Annotated in this window: 19 protein-coding genes, 1 pseudogene and 1 riboswitch; of the genes and pseudogenes, 8 read left to right on the top strand and 12 right to left on the bottom strand. The window is 61.3% G+C overall.

Going from position 1 to position 19497, the window contains the following annotated elements; genetic code table 11:
• Positions 1 to 129: 129 nt before the first annotated feature.
• The 6 genes from HJB82_RS31210 to HJB82_RS31185 all read right to left on the bottom strand — a co-directional run bounded on the left by HJB82_RS31210 (position 130) and on the right by HJB82_RS31185 (position 5291).
• Positions 130 to 837, bottom strand: a complete 708-nt coding sequence (locus HJB82_RS31210; RefSeq protein ID WP_221142356.1) for an SDR family NAD(P)-dependent oxidoreductase — start codon at positions 835 to 837, stop codon at positions 130 to 132.
• Between the two features lie 159 nt (positions 838 to 996).
• Positions 997 to 1347 (bottom strand): ribbon-helix-helix domain-containing protein, encoded by a 351-nt coding sequence (locus HJB82_RS31205; protein WP_007631975.1) that lies wholly within the window; start codon positions 1345 to 1347, stop codon positions 997 to 999.
• Positions 1348 to 1371: 24 nt separating this feature from the next.
• Positions 1372 to 1968: a DJ-1/PfpI family protein gene (locus HJB82_RS31200; protein ID WP_221142355.1), complete on the bottom strand. Its 597-nt coding sequence runs from the start codon at positions 1966 to 1968 to the stop codon at positions 1372 to 1374.
• A 189-nt stretch (positions 1969 to 2157) separates the two neighbouring features.
• Complete coding sequence (locus HJB82_RS31195) at positions 2158 to 2550, bottom strand: DUF779 domain-containing protein (RefSeq protein ID WP_221117914.1); 393 nt, start codon at positions 2548 to 2550, stop codon at positions 2158 to 2160.
• A 103-nt stretch (positions 2551 to 2653) separates the two neighbouring features.
• Positions 2654 to 4162, bottom strand: a complete 1509-nt coding sequence (gene adh / locus HJB82_RS31190) for an aldehyde dehydrogenase (protein ID WP_207581932.1) — start codon at positions 4160 to 4162, stop codon at positions 2654 to 2656.
• Positions 4163 to 4331: 169 nt separating this feature from the next.
• Positions 4332 to 5291 carry a helix-turn-helix domain-containing protein gene (locus HJB82_RS31185; RefSeq protein ID WP_207581931.1) on the bottom strand — a complete coding sequence of 320 codons (960 nt, stop codon included), beginning with the start codon at positions 5289 to 5291 and terminating at the stop codon, positions 4332 to 4334.
• A 208-nt stretch (positions 5292 to 5499) separates the two neighbouring features.
• Between HJB82_RS31185 and msrB the strand changes: the two genes are divergently transcribed.
• Positions 5500 to 5982: a peptide-methionine (R)-S-oxide reductase MsrB gene (msrB, locus tag HJB82_RS31180; protein ID WP_221142354.1), complete on the top strand. Its 483-nt coding sequence runs from the start codon at positions 5500 to 5502 to the stop codon at positions 5980 to 5982.
• Between the two features lie 25 nt (positions 5983 to 6007).
• On the opposite strand, the gene HJB82_RS31175 is transcribed toward msrB, so the two are convergent.
• Positions 6008 to 7234, bottom strand: coding sequence for a TIGR03862 family flavoprotein (locus tag HJB82_RS31175; protein ID WP_221142353.1), 1227 nt, complete (start codon positions 7232 to 7234; stop codon positions 6008 to 6010).
• A 69-nt stretch (positions 7235 to 7303) separates the two neighbouring features.
• Positions 7304 to 7726, bottom strand: coding sequence for a helix-turn-helix domain-containing protein (locus HJB82_RS31170; protein WP_207581928.1), 423 nt, complete (start codon positions 7724 to 7726; stop codon positions 7304 to 7306).
• A gap of 71 nt (positions 7727 to 7797) precedes the next feature.
• Here HJB82_RS31170 and HJB82_RS31165 point away from each other — a divergent pair, with 71 nt between their 5' ends.
• From HJB82_RS31165 to HJB82_RS31140, 6 genes are all read left to right on the top strand, one after another.
• Positions 7798 to 10071: a heavy metal translocating P-type ATPase gene (locus tag HJB82_RS31165; RefSeq protein WP_221142352.1), complete on the top strand. Its 2274-nt coding sequence runs from the start codon at positions 7798 to 7800 to the stop codon at positions 10069 to 10071.
• 328 nt (positions 10072 to 10399) lie between these two features.
• Positions 10400 to 10625: riboswitch (cobalamin riboswitch) on the top strand.
• 269 nt (positions 10626 to 10894) lie between these two features.
• The gene (nrdH, locus tag HJB82_RS31160; protein WP_007631990.1) at positions 10895 to 11116 is read left to right on the top strand and encodes a glutaredoxin-like protein NrdH; all 222 of its coding nucleotides are present in this window, start codon (positions 10895 to 10897) and stop codon (positions 11114 to 11116) included.
• Between the two features lie 13 nt (positions 11117 to 11129).
• Entirely contained in the window at positions 11130 to 11534 is a 405-nt protein-coding gene (nrdI, locus tag HJB82_RS31155) for a class Ib ribonucleoside-diphosphate reductase assembly flavoprotein NrdI (RefSeq protein WP_207581926.1), read from the top strand.
• Positions 11513 to 13717: a class 1b ribonucleoside-diphosphate reductase subunit alpha gene (nrdE, locus tag HJB82_RS31150; protein WP_221117909.1), complete on the top strand. Its 2205-nt coding sequence runs from the start codon at positions 11513 to 11515 to the stop codon at positions 13715 to 13717. The genes nrdI and nrdE overlap by 22 nt, the downstream gene beginning before the upstream one ends.
• A gap of 16 nt (positions 13718 to 13733) precedes the next feature.
• The gene (gene nrdF / locus HJB82_RS31145) at positions 13734 to 14708 is read left to right on the top strand and encodes a class 1b ribonucleoside-diphosphate reductase subunit beta (protein WP_207581924.1); all 975 of its coding nucleotides are present in this window, start codon (positions 13734 to 13736) and stop codon (positions 14706 to 14708) included.
• A 102-nt stretch (positions 14709 to 14810) separates the two neighbouring features.
• Entirely contained in the window at positions 14811 to 16028 is a 1218-nt protein-coding gene (locus tag HJB82_RS31140) for an adenylate/guanylate cyclase domain-containing protein (protein ID WP_207581923.1), read from the top strand.
• A gap of 11 nt (positions 16029 to 16039) precedes the next feature.
• On the opposite strand, the gene queE is transcribed toward HJB82_RS31140, so the two are convergent.
• The 4 genes from queE to HJB82_RS31120 form a co-directional block, all read right to left on the bottom strand.
• Positions 16040 to 16768 carry a 7-carboxy-7-deazaguanine synthase QueE gene (gene queE, locus HJB82_RS31135; RefSeq protein ID WP_221117908.1) on the bottom strand — a complete coding sequence of 243 codons (729 nt, stop codon included), beginning with the start codon at positions 16766 to 16768 and terminating at the stop codon, positions 16040 to 16042.
• Positions 16765 to 17121: a 6-carboxytetrahydropterin synthase QueD gene (queD, locus tag HJB82_RS31130; RefSeq protein WP_207581921.1), complete on the bottom strand. Its 357-nt coding sequence runs from the start codon at positions 17119 to 17121 to the stop codon at positions 16765 to 16767. Before queD ends, queE begins: the two co-directional genes overlap by 4 nt.
• Positions 17121 to 17831 carry a 7-cyano-7-deazaguanine synthase QueC gene (queC, locus tag HJB82_RS31125; protein ID WP_207581920.1) on the bottom strand — a complete coding sequence of 237 codons (711 nt, stop codon included), beginning with the start codon at positions 17829 to 17831 and terminating at the stop codon, positions 17121 to 17123. Before queC ends, queD begins: the two co-directional genes overlap by 1 nt.
• A gap of 113 nt (positions 17832 to 17944) precedes the next feature.
• Positions 17945 to 18997, bottom strand: a complete 1053-nt coding sequence (locus tag HJB82_RS31120; protein ID WP_221117907.1) for a LacI family transcriptional regulator — start codon at positions 18995 to 18997, stop codon at positions 17945 to 17947.
• 307 nt (positions 18998 to 19304) lie between these two features.
• Here HJB82_RS31120 and HJB82_RS31115 point away from each other — a divergent pair.
• Positions 19305 to 19497, top strand: a pseudogene (locus HJB82_RS31115) (sugar ABC transporter substrate-binding protein); the annotation flags it as partial.

Genomic DNA, 19497 nt, shown 5'->3' with positions numbered 1-19497 from the left:
CGTCGTTTCATCACCCACTGATCGCGGCAAGGAACAGTCGCGAAAACGCAAGGCCAAGGCGAGGTTCGGTGAAATGTCGACGCTGGCGGCCGCAGCGCCTTGCGGCGGCCGATCACACCACCGCTTCCGTCATTCGCGGCCGGTTGCGGGGATCGCCGCGCCGGTGACGACGGCTGCGGCCGGCGAAATCAGGAAGGCGATAAGACGGGCGATCGATTGCGGCGATACCCAGCCGTCCGTTTTCGCATTGGGCATGGCGGCGCGATTCTCGGGCGTGTCGATTGTCCCGGGCAAAATGCAGTTGGCGGTGATGCGGTCGTCGCGGCTTTCGGCGGCGATCGCTTCCGTCAGCCGGATGACGGCGGCTTTCGAGGCGGCGTAAGCGGCCTGATTGGCGCCGGCCTTCAGGCCGGGTGCGGCAGCAACATGCACGATGCGACCGTAGCCCGATGCCTTCATCGTCGGGAGAACCGCGGCGCTGATCGTCAGCGCGGTGCGGGCGTTCGCGGTCATCATCGTCTCCCACTGCGCAGGGGCGTCCGGCCCGACCGGTCCCATCCGGAAACCGCCGACGGTGTTGACCAAGGCGCTGACGCCGCCGAAGTGCTTGACGGCCCGGGCGACAGCGGCCGCGCAGGAGGCATAATCGGTGAGATCCGTTCCCGCGATCGATAGAAACTCGGTGGAGGCGGGCAGGTCGCCGGCCAAGGCTTCCAGCTCCTGGCTGGAGCGGTTCATGCAGACGAGTTTTGCGCCGCCGCCGGCGAGCTCACGGACAACGGCGCTGCCGAGGTTGCCGCCGGCTCCCGTAACGATCACGGCTTTCTGGTCGTTCATGGCAATCGATCTCCTGCCGGTCCTTGATGGCGCGCATTGTTGATCCAGGCTGCGCGGCAAGGCAAGCCCACGCAGCCGCGACACGGTCAGACATCTACCCTCGGCGCTATCCGCAGGCAGTTCCGCCGTCATTGCTCAACGGTTTCGTCGGGTCGGCCGTCAGTGATACTTCGTCCGTTCGCGACCGAGAATCTCGGGCGCGTCAAGGCCGGAAATCGGGCGGGTGACATCGGCCGGGATGTCGCCGGTGAGCTGCAGGTCGAGATAGCGGGCGCAGCAGACGCGCAGGAAGGAGGTGAAGTTTCCAAGATCATGGCCGGCATCGATCGATTCATGATGCAGCCGGGTGATCAGCTGGACGACATTCATGCCGTCGCGCCGGGCGACTTCCTCGAGCTTCGACCAGAAGAAGTTCTCCAGCCTGACGCTGGTGACCATGCCGTCGATGCGCAGCGACCGGGTGGTGCTTTCCCAGAGCCGCGCATCCGCCTTGATGAACAATTCGCACATGTCGTCCTCCCGGTGCCGCCCTCCTCAGGCGGCGTTGGTTTCGAGCAGCGCTGCCGCGTCGAGCACCGCCATGAACTGGCGCAGCCACGACGGATGTGCCGGCCAGGCCGGCGCCGTGACCAGGTTCCCGTCCGAGACCGCATCGGTGATTGAGATATCGGCGTAGGTGCCGCCGGCAAGCTCGACTTCCGGCCGGCAGGCGGGATAGGCCGAGCAGGTGCGGCCCTTCAAAACGCCGGCGGCAGCGAGCAGCTGCGCGCCATGACAGATGGCGGCAACGGGTTTTCCGGCATCGAAGAAGTGCCGGACCGCTTTAATGACGTCGGCATTGAGGCGCAGATATTCCGGCGCGCGGCCGCCGGGGATGACGAGGGCATCGTAATCTTCGGCCCGCACGCTGTCGAAAGTGGCGTTCAGCGCAAAATTATGGCCGCGTTTTTCGGTGTAGGTCTGGTCGCCTTCGAAATCATGAATGGCGGTGGCGACCGTCTCGCCCGCCTTCTTGCCGGGGCAGACGGCGTCGACCGTGTAGCCGCAGGCGAGCAGCGTCTGGAACGGCACCATCGTTTCGTAATCTTCGGTGAAATCACCGGTGATCATCAGGATTTTTGAAGCTGGCATCGCATCCTCCTTTGAAACCAACGGCCGGAGATTAACAAAGAGCGGCGTGCAGAAGGTACTATGGGAATACTACAGCCGAAATTCCCTAAAGCGCGTCGCATCAAATTTGATTCATGCGGCGCGCTTTAGTCCTTTGTTTTTATGCATGTCGTTATCCCGGAACCGCTGCACACTTCGGGGCGACATGCGTCAGACCGCCTTGACCGTCACATCAGGGACGGCGCAGGTCTCGCCGCCGCCGAAGAGGCGGGAGCGAGTGAGGAAGCGTTTCTCGCGACCGTTGTCGAGCGAGAACATGCCGCCGCGGCCGGGAACGACGTCGATGATCAGTTGCGTATGCTTCCAGGCCTCGAACTGGCTGGCACTGATATAGACCGGCACGCCGCCGATCTCGCCGAGTTTGACGTCGCTGTCGCCGATCATGAATTCATTGGCGGGATAACACATCGGCGACGAGCCGTCGCAGCAGCCGCCGGACTGGTGGAAGAGAATATCGGAATGATCCCGTTTGATCTCTGCGATCAAGTCGAGAGCGGCGTCGGTTGCGAGAACACGCGGTTCGCCGTTGACGGTGGTTTCCATCGGTTTTCCTCCAAAAGTTTCGGGAGGAAGAAGTCCCCTCCCCAACCCCTCCCCACAAGGGTTGGGGAGGGGTTTTGACCCTCCCTCTCACCATGCGAGTTTCTCAGAAGAAACCGAGCGCCTTCGGGCTGTAGCTCACCAGCATGTTCTTGGTCTGCTGATAATGCTCAAGCATCATCTTATGGGTTTCACGGCCGATGCCGGACTGCTTGTAGCCGCCGAAGGCGGCATGGGCCGGGTAGGCATGGTAGCAGTTGGTCCAGACGCGGCCGGCCTGGATCTCGCGGCCGAAGCGGTAGCATCGATTGGCGTCTCGGCTCCAGACGCCGGCGCCGAGGCCGTAAAGCGTGTCGTTGGCGATTTCAAGCGCCTCCTTCTCGTTCTTGAAGGTCGTGACCGAGACCACCGGTCCGAAGATTTCCTCCTGGAACACACGCATCTTGTTGTGGCCCTTGAAGATCGTCGGCTTGACGTAATAGCCGTTCGCCAGATCGCCACCGAGGTCGTTGCGCGAGCCGCCGGTCAGAACCTCGGCGCCTTCCTGCCTGCCGATGTCGAGATAAGCGAGGATCTTTTCCAGCTGCTCCGTCGAAGCCTGGGCACCGATCATCGTCGCGCTGTCGAGCGGGTTGCCCTGCTTGATCGCCTCGACGCGTTTGACGGCCTTTTCCATGAAGCGGTCGTAGATCGATTCCTGGACGAGGGCGCGGCTTGGGCAGGTGCAGACTTCGCCCTGGTTGAGGGCAAACATCGCAAACCCTTCGAGCGCCTTGTCGAGGAAATCGTCGTCCTCGGCCATCACATCGGCGAAGAAGATATTCGGCGATTTGCCGCCGAGTTCCAGCGTCACCGGAATGAGGTTCTGGCTGGCATATTGCATGATGAGCCGGCCGGTGGTCGTCTCGCCGGTGAAGGCGATTTTGGCGACGCGCGGGCTGGTCGCCAGCGGCTTGCCGGCTTCGAGGCCGAAGCCGTTGACGATGTTGAGCACGCCGGGCGGCAGGAGATCGCCGACCAGTTCGGCCCAGACCAGGATCGAGGCCGGGGTCTGCTCGGCAGGCTTCAGTACGACGCAGTTGCCGGCGGCCAGCGCCGGAGCGAGCTTCCAAGTGGCCATCAGGATCGGGAAGTTCCAGGGAATGATCTGGCCGACGACGCCGAGGGGTTCGTGGAAGTGATAGGCGACGGTATCGTGGTCGATCTCACCGATCGAACCTTCCTGGGCGCGGATGCAGGAAGCGAAGTAGCGGAAGTGGTCGATCGCCAGTGGAATGTCTGCCGCCATGGTTTCGCGGATCGGTTTTCCGTTATCCCAGGTCTCGGCCTGAGCAAGCAATTCCAGCTTATCTTCCATGCGCTGGGCGATCTTCATGAGGATATTGGAGCGTTCTGCAACCGAGGTGCGGCCCCATTTTTCCTTTGCCGCATGAGCGGCGTCGAGTGCGAGATTGATGTCCTTTTCATTGGAGCGGGGAATGTCGCAGAGCTTGCCGCCGGTGACGGGCGTGAGGTTTTCGAAGTATTTGCCTTCGACGGGCTCGCGCCATTCGCCGCCGATATAGTTGCCGTATTTCAGCTTGAACGGCGACTCGACGATTTTCTGATGAAGCATGTCATCCTCCCTTGATGAACCAGGTTCCGAAGCGAACCAGTGGGAGGAAAATGTGCATGTTTTGGCGGAGGGAACAGGGCGGCTCTTCAATACCGCACCGCACAGTGTCGCAGACATGCGACAGGTCGCGTCGCGATCGACGGTATCGGTGGAACTTTCGGGCGGCTGGTCAGTGAAGGTCGAACTTCTTCATTTTCCGGTGCAGGGTGGCGCGGCTTATGCCGAGGGCGGCGGCCGCCTGCGAGACGTTTCCGCTGGTGCGCGACAACGCCCGCAGCAGGGCTGCCTTTTCCGCTTCGACGATCTCTTCCTGCTGCGAGACGCCGGCCTCATGCAGGGCATCGGCGGCCGGAATGCCGGCCGCAATGCGCCTATCGTCCAGCTGCAGCGCGATGCGGGCGGCGCGTGTTGCCCCGAGCACGAGGTCATGCCGGTCGACGGCAAGCAGGGCGGCGCCGGAATTGACGCCGGCCGGGACCATCAGGAAACGGGCGCTGGGAAAGGCCGAGCGGAAGAGGTTGAGCTCGATGCGCATTGCCGCATCGCGCACGGTCTGCGTCAGGATCGTCAGCGTCATCTCGTTGACGTCTTCACGGCAGGTGGAGATATCGAGGGCTGCGGCCACCCGGCCACGATGATCGCGGATCGGCGCCGTCGTGCAGCTGAGGCTGGTATTTGCGCAGAAGAAATGTTGATCGCGGAAGATGGCGACGGCACGCTCGTCGGCAAGGGCGGTGCCAATGCCGTTGGTGCCAATGCTCGCCTCGGTCCAGACGGAGCCGGTCCAGAGGCCGAGTTCGTGGAACTCCTTGTCGTCGCCAGCGGCACCCCGACGCTCCAATGCAATGCCGTTCCTGTCGGTCAGAAGCAGGCAGCAACCGGCCTTGCCAACGGTGGTAAAGAGACGATCGAGCTCTTCGGTCGCGCTGGCGATCAGTTGCCCGGACTGTTCGCGGGCACGCCGGAATTCTTCATCGGTAACGCGCAGCGGCGCCCGTTCGTCCTCCGGAGCGAGCTGGTGCATGGTCATGCATCGCCGCCAGGAGGCGACAACGGGGGAACTCGCCGCGGCGGAATCGCGCTGGGCAGAGGTGTAGACATGCTCGGCGTGTGCTGAGTGTTCGTGCATCTGCTCCTCCCACGGAACTTCAGCATAGTCTGATGGAAAAGCGGCCGGTTTGCAATCAGCCGGCCCTGACGGTCATCAGCGTGCGGGTTTTCCAGACGAAGGTGGCGGAATCACATTTCGGTGTTTGGACGCAGAGAGTGTAACAAAAGACCGCTCTCGCCCGTAATCCTGTGCAGAAACAGATGTGCAAGGCGAGGAGATCCCGACCATGTTAAACAGACGATTGTTGCTGATGGGTGCCGCTTTCGGAGCGCTTACGGTTCGCTTGGGGGCCGGCAAGGCGATCGCCGGCGAGACGTTTGCGGTGACGCACACCGAGGAGGAATGGCGCAAGCTGCTGACGACGGATCAATTTGTCATCCTGCGTCAGGAGGGGACGGAGGCTCCCTTCACCAGCGCCCTGCTGCATGAGGAGCGGAAGGGCAATTTCGCCTGTGCCGGCTGCGACCAAAAGCTCTTTTCCTCGGCGACCAAATTCGACAGCGGCACCGGCTGGCCGAGCTTTTGGGCACCGCTCGACCATGCCGTCGGCACCACCAACGACACGACGTTCGGCATGGCGCGCACGGCAGTCCATTGCGGCCGTTGTGGCGGCCATCTCGGCCACGTCTTCGATGATGGTCCGAAGCCAACCGGGCTTCGCTACTGCATGAACGGCCTTGTCATGACATTTCATCCAGCCTCGGCCTGATCGAAGGAAGGGCTTGTTTGCTGCCTCAGTGCTGGCGAGCGCCAGTGCCTTGCAGCCAGGCTTCGATGCCGCGTGCCGCGGCCCGGCCGGTCGCCAGGCAGGCAGTGAGGAGATAGCCGCCAGTCGGCGCCTCCCAGTCGAGCATCTCGCCGGCGACGAAGATGCCGGGCAGCACCTTCAACATATAGCTGTCGTCGATGCCGCTCCAGCGGATGCCGCCGGCCGAGGAGATCGCCTCGCCGATCGGCCGGGTTTCGAGAACCGGAAGCGGCAGGGCCTTGATCATAGCGGCCAGGCGTTCGGGGTCGCGTCGGTCACACTCCGGCGTGAATTCCCGCAGCAGCGCCGCCTTGACGCCGTCGAGGCCCGCGCCCTTGCGCAGGCGGTTTGAAAAACTCGATTTGGCGTCCTGCCGCGCCAGGTCGCGGGTCAGCCTTTCGGCCGTTCGGCCCGGTGCGAGATCGAGTGTCAGGGCGGCGTCGCCGTGGCTCTGCAGTCGGTCGCGCAGTGCTGCGGCATTGGCATAAACGAGGCTGCCCTCGATACCGCTTGTGGTGATGACGAATTCACCGGGAAAGGTACCGGCTTCGGATGTGGCGGTGACCGATTTTACCGGCTCGCCGGCGAAACGTGCGCGGAAGCTTTCGCTCCAGTCGACGACGAAGCCGCAATTGGCGGGTTTAAAAGCGTCGATATCAACGCCCCGCTCCGATAGCCAGGGCTGCCAGCGCGCATCCGAGCCGAGGCGCGGCCAGCTTGCGCCGCCGAGCGCCAGCAGGGCCGCGTCGCAATCGACGATGCGCCGCCTCTCGGGCGTTTCAAAGGCAAAACCCTCTTCGGCAAAACCGATCCAGCGGTGGCGGGTGCGAAGCGTGGTCCCTTGCGTCTCCAGCCGCCTGAGCCAGGCACGCAGCAAGGGAGAGGCCTTCATCACCTTCGGAAAAACCCGGCCGGACGAGCCGACGAAGGTCTCTGTCCCGAGCTCTGCTGCCCAATCTCTGATATCATCGGGGGTAAAGGCATCAAGCGCGGGGCGCAGGCGGGCGGCTGCCGCACCGAAGCGCGTGGTGAAACGGCCATAGTCCTCGGAATGGGTGATGTTGAGACCCGACTTTCCGGCCAGCAGGAACTTGCGAGCGAAGGTCGGCATGGCGTCATAGACCGTCACCGCATGGCCGGACAGCGAAAGCAGCTCGGCAGCCGCAAGGCCGGCCGGGCCGCCACCGATAATCGCGATCCGCTTCTGGTTCATGGATGTCTTCGCCTGATTCTTTCTGCGTGCAGTTTTGGCGCGGGCGCGCCTTGCCTGCAAGGATGGAAATCAGTGGTGCGGATGGGTGCACTGGCCGTGATCGGCGAGAACCTCGATGACGCGGCATTGGTCGACGCGGCCGTGGCCGCAGCCTTCCACCATGGTTTCCAGTTCGGCCTTCAAAGCCATCAGGCTGCGGATGCGTTGCTCGACTTCAATAAGGCGGGCCTTGGCGATGGCATCGGCCGAGGCGCAGGACTGGTGCGGATCATCCTGCAGCGTGAGCAGCGCGCGGATGGCCTCGATTTCGAAGCCCAATTCACGGGCGTGGCGGATGAAGGCGAGGCGGTTGATATCGGCAGGCTCGAAGGAGCGCTGGTTGCCTTCGCTGCGGCTCGGGGCCGCAAGCAGGCCGATGCTCTCATAATAGCGCACCGTCGGCACCTTGACGCCGCTTTGGCGTGCAGCTTCGCCGATCGTGATCTTTTTCATGATTTTCCTCTTGCACCTCTAGCCGCTAGAGGATGTAGGAGGGATGCTTCTGTTTGACAAGGAAGCGGTTCATGGCTGAGACGAACGAGACACGATACCGGGTTGGCGGTATGGATTGCGCCGCCTGCGCGACCAAGATCGACACGGCCGTCAGGCGCGTGGCGGGTGTCGCCGATGTTTCGGTCTCGGTGATGGCGGGAACGATGACCGTCCGGCACGACGGCAACAGCGATCTCAAGGCGATCGAGAAGAAGGTGACGGGGCTCGGCTATTCGGTCTCGCCCTTTGCCGGAAGCACGACGCCGGCGAAAGGCCACGGCGCACACGATCATCACGACCACGGACATGATCATGGCGATCATGCGGGCCATGACCATGGAGATCACGATCATGCCAGCCATGATCACGCAGGTCACGATCATGACCACGACCATGGCCAGAAGGAAATCGAGGGGCTGCATGGGCACGACCATGCGCCGATGACCGGTCCCTGGTGGCAGAGCAAGAAGGGGCGGCTGACCATCCTTTCGGGTGCCGCACTCGTTGCTGCCTATGCTATCGACCATCTGGTGCCGGCGATCGCATCCTATGCCTTCATCGTGGCCATGCTGGTCGGGCTGGTGCCGATCGCGCGGCGCGCCGTCATGGCGGCTCTCTCCGGCACGCCGTTTTCGATCGAGATGCTGATGACGATCGCCGCCGTCGGCGCGGTCATCATCAATGCAGGCGAAGAGGCGGCAACTGTCGTGTTCCTGTTCCTCGTCGGCGAATTGCTGGAAGGGGTGGCTGCGGGCAAGGCGCGCGAAAGCATCCAGTCGCTGACGGCCCTGGTGCCGAAGAGCGCGCTGCTCGAAGACAATGGCCAGACGCGGGAGGTGCCGGCGGAAAGCCTTGCCGTCGGCGCGATTATCATGGTGCGTCCTGGCGATCGTATCTCGGCGGACGGCGTTATCATTTCAGGCGAGAGCGCGATCGATGAGGCGCCGGTGACGGGCGAGAGTACGCCGGTGCGCAAGGGCGTCGATGCCGTTGTGTTTGCCGGAACCGTGAATGGCGATGCGGTGCTCAGGGTTCGCGTCACCGCGGCCGCAGCCGACAATACCATCGCCCGTATCGTCAAGCTGGTGGAGGAAGCGCAGGAATCGAAGGCGCCGACCGAACGCTTCATCGATCGGTTCTCGCGCTATTACACGCCCGGCGTGGTGGTGGTCGCCGCACTTGTCGCGATCGTTCCGCCGCTGTTGTTCGGTGGGTCGTGGGGCGAATGGATCTATAAGGGCCTTGCCATCCTCTTGATCGGCTGCCCCTGCGCGCTTGTCATCTCGACGCCGGCGGCGATCGCCGCCTCGCTTTCTTCGGGTGCGCGGCGCGGGCTGCTGATGAAGGGCGGCGCGGTGCTGGAAACGCTCGGCAAGGTGACGATGGTCGCCTTCGACAAGACGGGCACGCTGACGGAAGGCAAACCTCAGGTGACTGATATCATTTCTTTCGGATTGAGCGAGGCGCAAGTCTTGTCGCGCGCGGCGGTGCTGGAGCAGGGCTCCAGCCATCCCCTGGCGCTGGCGATCCTCAACCGCGCCAAGGCGGACGGCGTTCCCATGCCGCCGGCCTTCGAACTGGAGGCGCTGCCGGGAAAGGGGGTCAGCGGCAAAGCCGGCGGCGAGGCGCTGGATCTTTTGTCGCCGCCCGCTGCCCGCGAACGCGGCGCACTCGGTGCTGAACAGGAGGCACGCATCACTGACCTGAACGACGAGGGCAAGAGCGTCTCGGTGCTGCTGGTCAACAATGTTGCGGCCGGGCTGATCGCCATGCGCGACGAACCGCGCGAGGACGCGCAGGCCGGGCTTGCCACGCTCAAATCAGCCGGCGTCAAGGCGATGATGCTGACAGGCGACAACAAGCGGACGGCGGCAGCCGTTGCCGGCATGCTCGGCATCGACTGGCGCGGCGAGATGATGCCTGAGGACAAGCAGCGGGTCGTCGTCGAATTGAAGCGCGAGGGCTTCGTCGTCGCCAAGGTCGGCGACGGCATCAACGACGCGCCGGCGCTGGCCGCAGCCGATATCGGCATTGCCATGGGCGGCGGCACCGACGTGGCGCTGGAGACCGCGGATGCCGCCGTGCTGCACGGGCGCGTCGGCGACGTGGCAAGGATGATCGAATTGTCCAAACGCACGATGCGCAATATCCTGCAGAATATTACCATCGCGCTCGGCCTGAAAGCGGTGTTCCTGGTGACGACGATTGCCGGCATCACCGGCCTCTGGCCGGCGATCCTCGCCGATACCGGCGCCACCGTGCTGGTGACGATCAACGCGCTGCGATTGCTTCGAGTAAGGATGTAAACATCCGATAACGTCCTTGCGGCGCTCGTCACCGTAGACCGCTGACAACGGACGCCAACCCCTCTTTCGTCATGCTCGGGCTTGTCCCGGGCATCTGCCTCCGGTCGATAGGCAGTAGATCCGCGGCACAAGGCCGAGGATGAGGCGGAGAGGGAGGTTTGTCATGAAACTGAGAGCGGCCATAGACCGGCTCTCTTCGTTCGAGCCTTGTCCACCGCCTGTTTTCCTTAAGCTTTCGTTATCCCTGTTTTTCACAGGAATGCAGTGATTTCAAACCTGCCGTAACGCAATGCACAAACCATCCATTGACGCGAATTTGGATTCGCGTACCATATCTAGTGTTCGAGGTTCCTTCGATTCGTGAGAATCGCAGGCTAAGACGGGAATACGGTGCGTTGCGCCATTATGGCGCGGCTATGCCGGAGCTGCCCCCGCAACTGTAAGCGGCGAGCAACTGTCCGATTTCAGGCCACTGGAGCATAATGCTCCGGGAAGGCTGGGCAGGATGCTTTGACCCGTGAGCCAGGAGACCTGCCTCGAACAAAACGTCCACGGGCGGGGAGTCCGGAAGGTCGCGTTGCATGGCTGCGGATGATATCCGCGTCGCGTTTCGCAAGGCCGCTCGATCCTCCGCATGAGCCACTTCGGGGTGAAGTCATGTCAGTATCTCAGTTCAGGCCGCAACCCGCGCTAAGCAGAGGGCGGATCACGCCCGGCGGCTGAACAGGCCGCATCGTTCAAACCATCAGAGAATGTTTCGACGGATATCGCGAGATTTCCGATCGATGCCCTGCGTCCCAATCGCGTCGTCACGAGGAATATCATGACCATTACCGTCTACAGCAAACCGGCCTGCGTCCAATGTACCGCCACTTACCGCGCCCTCGACCGCCTGGGCGTCGCTTATGACATCGTCGATATCTCCGAGGATGCCGAAGCGCTCGATCGCGTCCGCAGCCTTGGCTACATGCAGGCGCCCGTCGTCATCGCCGGCGAGCAGCATTGGGCCGGCTTCCGTCCCGACATGATCAGCGCGCTCTCCTGATCGAGGCCGAACGATGGGGCTGATCGTCTATTATTCCAGCCGGTCCGAGAATACCCATCGGTTCGTCGCCAAGCTTGGAATGTGCGCGGCGCGCATTCCAACAGGTGCCGCAGACGCATTCCGTATCCGTGAACCCTTTGTGCTTGTTGTGCCGACCTACAGTGGCGACGGGGGCAAGGGGGCCGTTCCCAAGCAGGTTATCCGTTTCCTCAACGATGCGGAGAGCCGAGGACACATCCGCGGCGTGATCGCCGCGGGCAACAGCAATTTCGGCGAGACATATGGGCTCGCCGGCGACGTGATCTCACAGAAATGCCAAGTGCCGTACCTCTATAGGTTCGAGCTGCTGGGCACCGAAGCGGATGTCGCCAACGTTAAACACGGAATGGAACGATTTTGGACACGGGAACAACTCTGACGCGGGATGCGGGCGCAAAACCGCATAACACTTTTGCTCATCCCGCCGGCGAACGCCCTTTGAAAGCGGCGGAAGCGCTCGACTACCACGCGCTGAACGCGATGTTGAACCTCTATGACGACGAGGGGAGGATCCAGCTCGACAAGGACCGCATGGCGGCGAAGCAGTATTTTTTGCAGCATGTGAACCAGAACACGGTGTTCTTTCACAATCTCCGGGAAAAGCTCGATTACCTCGTGACCGAGGGTTATTATGAGCAGGAGGTTCTCGACCAGTATTCCTTCAATTTCGTGCGTGACCTGTTCGACCAGGCCTATGCCAAGAAGTTCCGCTTTCCGACCTTCCTCGGCGCCTTCAAATATTACACCAGCTATACGTTGAAGACCTTCGACGGAAAGCGTTATCTCGAACGCTACGAAGATCGTATCTGCATGGTGGCGCTGGCCTTGGCGCGTGGGCACGAGGCACTTGCCCGCGACGTGGTCGAGGAGATCATTTCCGGCCGTTTCCAGCCGGCGACGCCGACCTTCCTTAATGCCGGCAAGAAACAGCGCGGCGAGCTCGTCTCCTGCTTCCTGCTGCGCGTCGAGGACAATATGGAATCGATCGGCCGGTCGATCAATTCGGCGCTGCAGCTGTCGAAGCGCGGCGGCGGCGTGGCGCTGTCTTTGACGAACATCCGCGAGGCCGGCGCGCCGATCAAACAGATCGAAAACCAGTCGTCGGGCATCATTCCGGTGATGAAGCTGCTCGAAGACAGCTTCTCCTATGCCAATCAACTGGGCGCGCGCCAGGGCGCGGGCGCGGTCTATCTCAACGCCCATCACCCCGATATCATGCGTTTTCTCGACACCAAGCGCGAAAATGCCGACGAGAAGATCCGCATCAAGACGCTGTCGCTCGGCGTCGTCGTGCCTGACATCACCTTCGAACTCGCGAGGAATAACGAGGACATGTACCTGTTCTCGCCCTATGACGTCGAGCGCGTCTATGGCGTGCCCTTCACCGAGATTTCGGTGACGGAAAACTACCGGGAGATGGTGGCAGACGCCCGCATCGCCAAGAAGAAGATCAAGGCGCGCGAATTCTTTCAGGTGATCGCCGAAATCCAGTTCGAGAGCGGTTATCCCTACCTCATGTTCGAGGACACGGTGAACCGGGCGAACCCGATCGCCGGGCGCATTTCGATGAGCAATCTCTGCTCGGAGATTCTGCAGGTGAGCGAGGCGAGCGACTACAATGACGACCTCTCCTACAAGCATCTCGGCAAGGATATTTCCTGCAATCTCGGCTCGCTGAACATCGCCGCGGCGATGGATTCCGCCAATTTCGGCAAGACGATCGAGACCTCGATCCGGGCGCTGACGGCCGTGTCCGACATGAGCCATATCTCCTCGGTTCCCTCGATCGAAAAGGGCAATGACGAGAGCCATGCGATCGGCCTCGGGCAGATGAACCTGCACGGTTATCTCGCCCGCGAACGCATCTTTTACGGCTCAGAGGAAGGCGTCGATTTCACCAATATCTATTTCTATACGGTGACCTACCACGCAATCCGCGCCTCGAACCTCCTCGCGGTCGAACGCGGCACGAGCTTCAAGGGCTTCGAAAATTCGAAATATGCCTCCGGCGAATATTTCGACAAATATACGAGCCAGGAATGGAAGCCAGCGACGGAGAAAGTTAGGACGCTGTTCGAAACTGCCGGCATCGATATTCCGACGCAGGAGGACTGGGCGGCTCTCAAGAAGGCGGTGATGACTTCCGGTCTCTATAACCAGAATCTGCAGGCAGTACCGCCGACAGGGTCGATCTCCTACATCAACCACTCGACCTCTTCGATCCATCCGATCGTCTCGAAGATCGAAATCCGCAAGGAAGGCAAGATCGGCCGCGTCTATTATCCGGCGCCGTTCATGACCAACGACAATCTCGATTATTATCAGGACGCCTATGAGATCGGGCCGGAGAAGATCGTCGACACCTATGCGGCGGCGACCCAGCATGTCGATCAAGGCCTGTCGCTGACCTTATTCTTCCGCGACACGGCAACGACCCGCGACATCAACAAGGCGCAGATCCATGCCTGGAAGAAGGGCATCAAGACGATCTACTACATCCGCCTTCGCCAGATGGCGCTGTCCGGCACCGAGGTGCAGGGCTGTGTCTCCTGCACGCTCTAACCGACCGGGAAACTTCATGAACATGCAAATCAAACCGGCGTCCCGCGTGCGCGCCATCAACTGGAACCGGGTCGAGGACGACAAGGATCTCGAAGTCTGGAACCGGTTGACCGGCAATTTCTGGCTGCCGGAGAAAGTGCCGCTTTCCAACGACATTCCATCCTGGGCGACGCTGACGCCGGCCGAGCAGCAGCTCACTATCCGGGTCTTCACCGGGCTGACGCTGCTCGACACCATCCAGAACGGCGTCGGCTCCATCAGGCTAATGGAGGATGCGGCAACGCCGCATGAGGAGGCGGTGCTTTCCAACGTCTCGTTCATGGAGGCGGTGCATGCGCGCTCCTATTCCTCGATCTTTTCGACGCTGTGCTCGACGCCCGATGTCGACGATGCCTATCGCTGGTCGGAGGAAAACGAATTTCTGCAACGGAAATCGGCGCTGATCATGGAGCAGTATCGCTCCGGCGACCCGTTGAAAAAGAAGGTCGCCAGCGTCTTCCTCGAAAGCTTTCTGTTCTACTCCGGCTTCTACCTGCCGATGTACTGGTCAAGCCGCGCCAAGCTCACCAACACGGCCGACATGATCCGGCTGATCATCCGTGACGAAGCGGTGCACGGTTATTATATCGGCTACAAGTTCCAGCGCGGGCTGGAGCGGCTCAGCGAGGAGAGGCGGCAAGAGATCAAAGATTTCGTCTTCGACCTGCTGCTCGAACTCTACGACAACGAGGCTCGATATACCGAAGCGCTCTATGACGGAGTCGGGCTGACCGAGGACGTCAAGAAATTCCTGCATTACAATGCCAACAAGGCGCTGATGAACCTCGGCTACGAGGCGCTTTTCCCGGCCGAGGCCTGCAAGGTCAATCCGGCGATCCTCTCGGCGCTTTCGCCGAATGCCGACGAGAACCACGACTTCTTCTCCGGCTCCGGTTCCTCCTATGTGATTGGCAAGGCTGTCGCGACCGAGGACGAGGACTGGGATTTCTGAGGCTTTATCGCAGTCGGGCCCTTATCATTTGCTTCCCCATCGCCCACATTCAGCGGAAATGAAGTCGATCCTCGCCGATGATGTGGCGTAGCGGAGTTTTTAATGTCGTCTTTTCCAAACAAGGCCGGAACTGCCGCCGAAGCGGACGAAGGCGTCTGGCCGATCCGCAGGAGACGGATTCTCGACTGGCTGGTGAACGAGACGCGCGCGGAGCGCTTCATCGACAATATCCTGGTGCAGATGTGCGGGAAGCTGCTGGCGGCTGGGGTGCCGGTGGCGCGGGCGACGCTGCATTTCAGGGTGAACCACCCGCAATGGATCGGTGCCCGCATTCTCTGGAAGGAGGGACTGGCGGAGGCGAAGATCGATACATTCGCCTATGGCGTCGAAAACACGCCGGAGTTCCTGACGAGTCCCATCAACGCGATCCACCAGGGTACCGAGGAGGTTCGCAGGCAGCTGGAAAGCATAACCGACGGCGATTCATTCTATCAGGAACTGCATGACGATGGCCTTACCGAATATATCGCCTGGCCGCTCGAGCATACTTTCGGCAAACGGCACGTCGTGACGTTTTCCACCAGCCGGGCGGGCGGTTTTGCGAGTAAGCACGTCGATTTCCTGCGCGATCTCTTGCCGGCGTTGACGCTTGTCAGTGAAATCAGGCTGAAGAACATCATGGCGCGCACGCTGCTGCAGACCTATGTGGGGCCGCATGCGAGCGAGCAGATCCTGTCGGGCGTGACGACGCGCGGCAGTGGCGCCACCGTCGGCGCGGCGATCATGATCTGCGATCTGCGCGATTTTACGGCGATCTCCGATCTCTGGCCGCGTGATGACGTCATCCATCTGCTGAACGATTATTTCGATGCGATCTCGGACCCGGTCGAACGGTATGGCGGCGAGATTCTGAAGTTCATGGGAGACGGATTGCTGGCGATCTTCCCTCTCGCCAAGGAGGCGGCCTGCCTCGATCTGCTGCAGGCGATCCGCGAGGGGCAGGCGGCGATGGCTGAATTGAACGAGGAGCATATTCGCATGGGGCGCGAACCTCTGCGCTACGGTGTCGGCGTCCATGTCGGCGACGTCATGTATGGCAATATCGGCTCCCGCCGACGGCTGGACTTCACCGTTATCGGGCCGGCGGTCAATATTGCTTCGCGGCTGGAAAGCTTGACCAAGGAGGTCAAGCGCCCGGTGCTGCTGTCGCGGGCCTTCATCGAAATGGCGGGCTGCGCGAAAGATATGGACAGCCTCGGCACCTTCCCGCTACGCGGGCTCGGCGAGCCTGTCGATGTCTTCGCCTTTCCGGAGGGATAGCGCAGGCAGGCTCATACCCCCCGTTTGTTTCCCCAAAGCAGCACATGCAGTTGCGGCAGCACGCGGATTGAAAACCACCGGTCAGCCGTCACTTTCTCGATGAGCCAGTGCATCCGATCCATCACGCCGTCGATATCGACGCGTGCGTCGTCATCATCGGGCGGTGGCGGCGTATGGTTGCCCGGCTGAAGGAACAAGGGAATATCGGGATAGCGCTCGCCCACCTGTTGCGCGAAGAGGTAGTCGGTATCGTCGAAGACGACGATCTTCAATGTGATCTCCGGCCCGCCGGCGGCGAGCCGAATACAGTCGTCCACCTGCTCCCAATCGGTCGACATTCCGCTTGATGGCGGCTTGGGGCTCAAGACCAGCATGTCGAGATCGCGAAACCAGTCCCGCGCTACGCTTCCCTGCGTTTCCAGCGCGAAACGGTATCCTCGGGAATGGCCGAGCTCGATCAATGGCCCCAGTGGCTGAATCGCCGGGTTGCCTCCGGAAAGGGAAATCGTCAGCGGCCTGCCTCCGGAGAGCTTCGTGACCTCCTGCCAGATCGCCTCGGCGGACATGGCACTCCACTGATCCCGGAACGTGCTGTCGACCGCGTGAAGACTGTCACACCAGGAGCAGCGGTAGTCGCAGCCGCCTGTCCTGACGAACACCGTCGGCACCCCGATCAACTGGCCTTCGCCCTGTATGGTCGGGCCGAAGATCTCGCTGACACGGATGATCTCGCCGCTCACGGCCTGTACTCCGCCCACGTCTTCGGCGTCTCGCTGACGCGCACCGATGATGTCTCGGGGAAGCGCTGTTTGCACCAGTCGTAAAAATGCCTGGCCAGGAATTCGGAGGTGACTTTCGAATGGCCGAAGACCTCGTTCAGATGTCGATGATCGAGGGCTTCGTCGATATAGCGCTTGAGCGGCGAAAGGTCGTGATAGTCGCGAACGAAGCCGTCATCATTCAGGTTTTCGGCGGCGAGTTCGACGACCACTACGTAGTTGTGGCCGTGGAGCCTGGCACATTGATGGTCGGCAGGCAGGTGATCCAGCTGGTGCGAGGCGGAGAGATGAAACTCCTTGGTGATGCGGTACATCAACGCACCTCCGTGGCGGAATATTGCGACACGGCCGCTTTCCAGAAGTCATCGTCGTCGTATTCCGTCGGATCGGGCACGCCGGCAAGATGGAAAGCTTCGCGGCGTTCCACGCAGGTTCCGCAGCGGCCGCAATGGAGGCTGCCGCCTTTGTAGCAAGACCAGGTTTCCGCAAAGGGTGTGCCGTGTTTCCCGCCGTCGGTCACGATCGCCGCTTTGGAAACGTTGACATAAGGTGCAAGCAGTTTGACGCTGGCATAACCTTCCAGCGCTTCGTTCTGCATGCGCTGGAAGGCGTCGATGAAGCCCGGGCGGCAGTCGGGGTAAATGAAGTGGTCGCCGCCATGCACGGCAACAGCAACGGCATCTGCCTTCTGCGCGGCCGCTAAGCCGAATGCGATGGCCAGCATGATGGCATTGCGGTTCGGCACGACAGTGGCCTTCATGCTCTCCTCGGCATAGTGGCCATCCGGAACCTCGATATCGTCGGTCAGGGCCGATCCGCTGAGATGGCCGCCGATGGCTGCGATGTCGATGACATGATGGGGAACGGCAAGGCGTTCCGCGCACCGCGCGGCGAAGTCGAGTTCCTTGCGATGGCGCTGGCCGTAGTCGAAGGAGACGAGGCCGATAAGCTGTTCTTCCGCTGCTATCTTGTGCGCAAGCGAAACGGAGTCGAGTCCGCCGGAGCAGACGACGATGGTCTTCATATTTTGGATTCCCTTGTTTTGACCGGGTGGGCTGCGACCGGATTACGGCGTGCTTTTAGGGCAAATCACGCGTCAGGGAAATAGTTTTAAGACGCCAGGCTTCAGAGTTGGGTTTAGCCGATCGGAAAGTTGATCTGCGGCGGCAGCAGCAGGTGCAGATCCTGGGCATCGGAATTGTTGATGCGCTGCAGCAGCATGCGCCCCAGATCCTCGCCGGCCGCTGTGAGATCCTCGTGAATCGTATCGACCTTCGGCTGCAGCTGGGTAAGAAGGCGGGACGTTTCCTTGGCGACGATATCGTAATCGACAGCGAGCGTCCGGCCGGCGTCGCTCATGCCGCTGATGACGGCGAGAGCCGAGACTTCGCCGGGACAGATGAACCCTTCGGGAGCATCCGCGGCGACGGCGCGGCTGCAGATGAAATCGCGCAGCACGTCCGCCGGCGTATCGAGATCGACCGCTTCGGGGATCTCGTAGGCGATGCCTGCCTCGCGCACCGCGGTCATGAAGCCGTGCAGGATATGCTGGCAGAAGGTCAGCCGTTTCGGCGGCAGGATCACCGCCACCTTTCTGCGCTCCTTGGCGATCAGCCGGCGCGTCGCCTCATAGGCAAAGGTGAAATTGTCGTAGTCGACATAAGGATGCGGCGTCGAAAATTCGGTGCGGCCATGACAGATGAAGGGAAAGCCGGTTTCGAGCAGCAGGCGAACGCGGGCGTCGAGCGGTTCGGTTCGGGTGAAGATCAGCCCGTCGGCAAGGTGGTTGCGGATAATGTATTCGGCCGCCTCGACATCGGTCGTCGACAGGAAGTTCGGGGCGACGACGAGATGATAGGAGGTTTCTTTCAGCGCCTTGGCGATACCGTACATGATCGAGGTGCTGAAACCGACGACCTCCTCGTGCGAATCGAGCAGGATGGCGATGACATTGGTACGGCCTGTCTTCAGACGCTGCGCGGCCCGATCAGGGAGATAGCCGATCTCGCGGGCGATACGGTGGACGCGTTGGCGGGTTTCCAGCGAAATCTGCGGCGCATCGGAGAGCGCCCGTGACACCGTCGTCACCGCAAGGCCGGCAATCGTGGCGATCGTTCGCAAGGTCGGCTTGCTGCGCTTATGGGTGATCTCGAGATTTTCGCCGCGTTGCGGCCGGGACGGTTCGGTCACTCTGGGCTTTCCATGCTGGAATTGCGGATACAATAACATGATGAGTCCAGGGTGCAATCAACGAATGAAAACGTTTTAAATTTTAACGGTTTGTTAGTTGTTTAAAATTTAGCGAACTAAATCAGATATATAGTGAAATAACCATATTTTTCTCGGGAGTCGAGAAAGGGCTTGACGACTACACGCTTATAACGTTTTAAATTATCAACCGCGCGGAGGAGCGCGGCCGTATGTCGACCGCTGCAACGGCGGAAAACATCGGGCGGCAGGGAGGGCCCGCCGCCGATTTTCAAATGGGAGGAAATTCATGCGCAAGTTTTTGAGCTCGGCGGCGATTGCCGTCGTGATGATGGCTGGCCTCGGTGGCGCCCAGGCAGCTGACGTAAAAGAAGTTCAGATGCTGCACTGGTGGACGTCTGGCGGCGAGGCAGCGGCGCTGAACGTTTTGAAGCAGGATCTGTCGAAGGAAGGTTTTGCCTGGAAGGACGTGCCGGTTGCCG

The sequence above is a fragment of the Rhizobium sp. NZLR10 genome (assembly GCF_019685125.1).
GTDB lineage: Bacteria > Pseudomonadota > Alphaproteobacteria > Rhizobiales > Rhizobiaceae > Rhizobium.
This window is presented reverse-complemented; position numbering and strand designations above follow the sequence as displayed.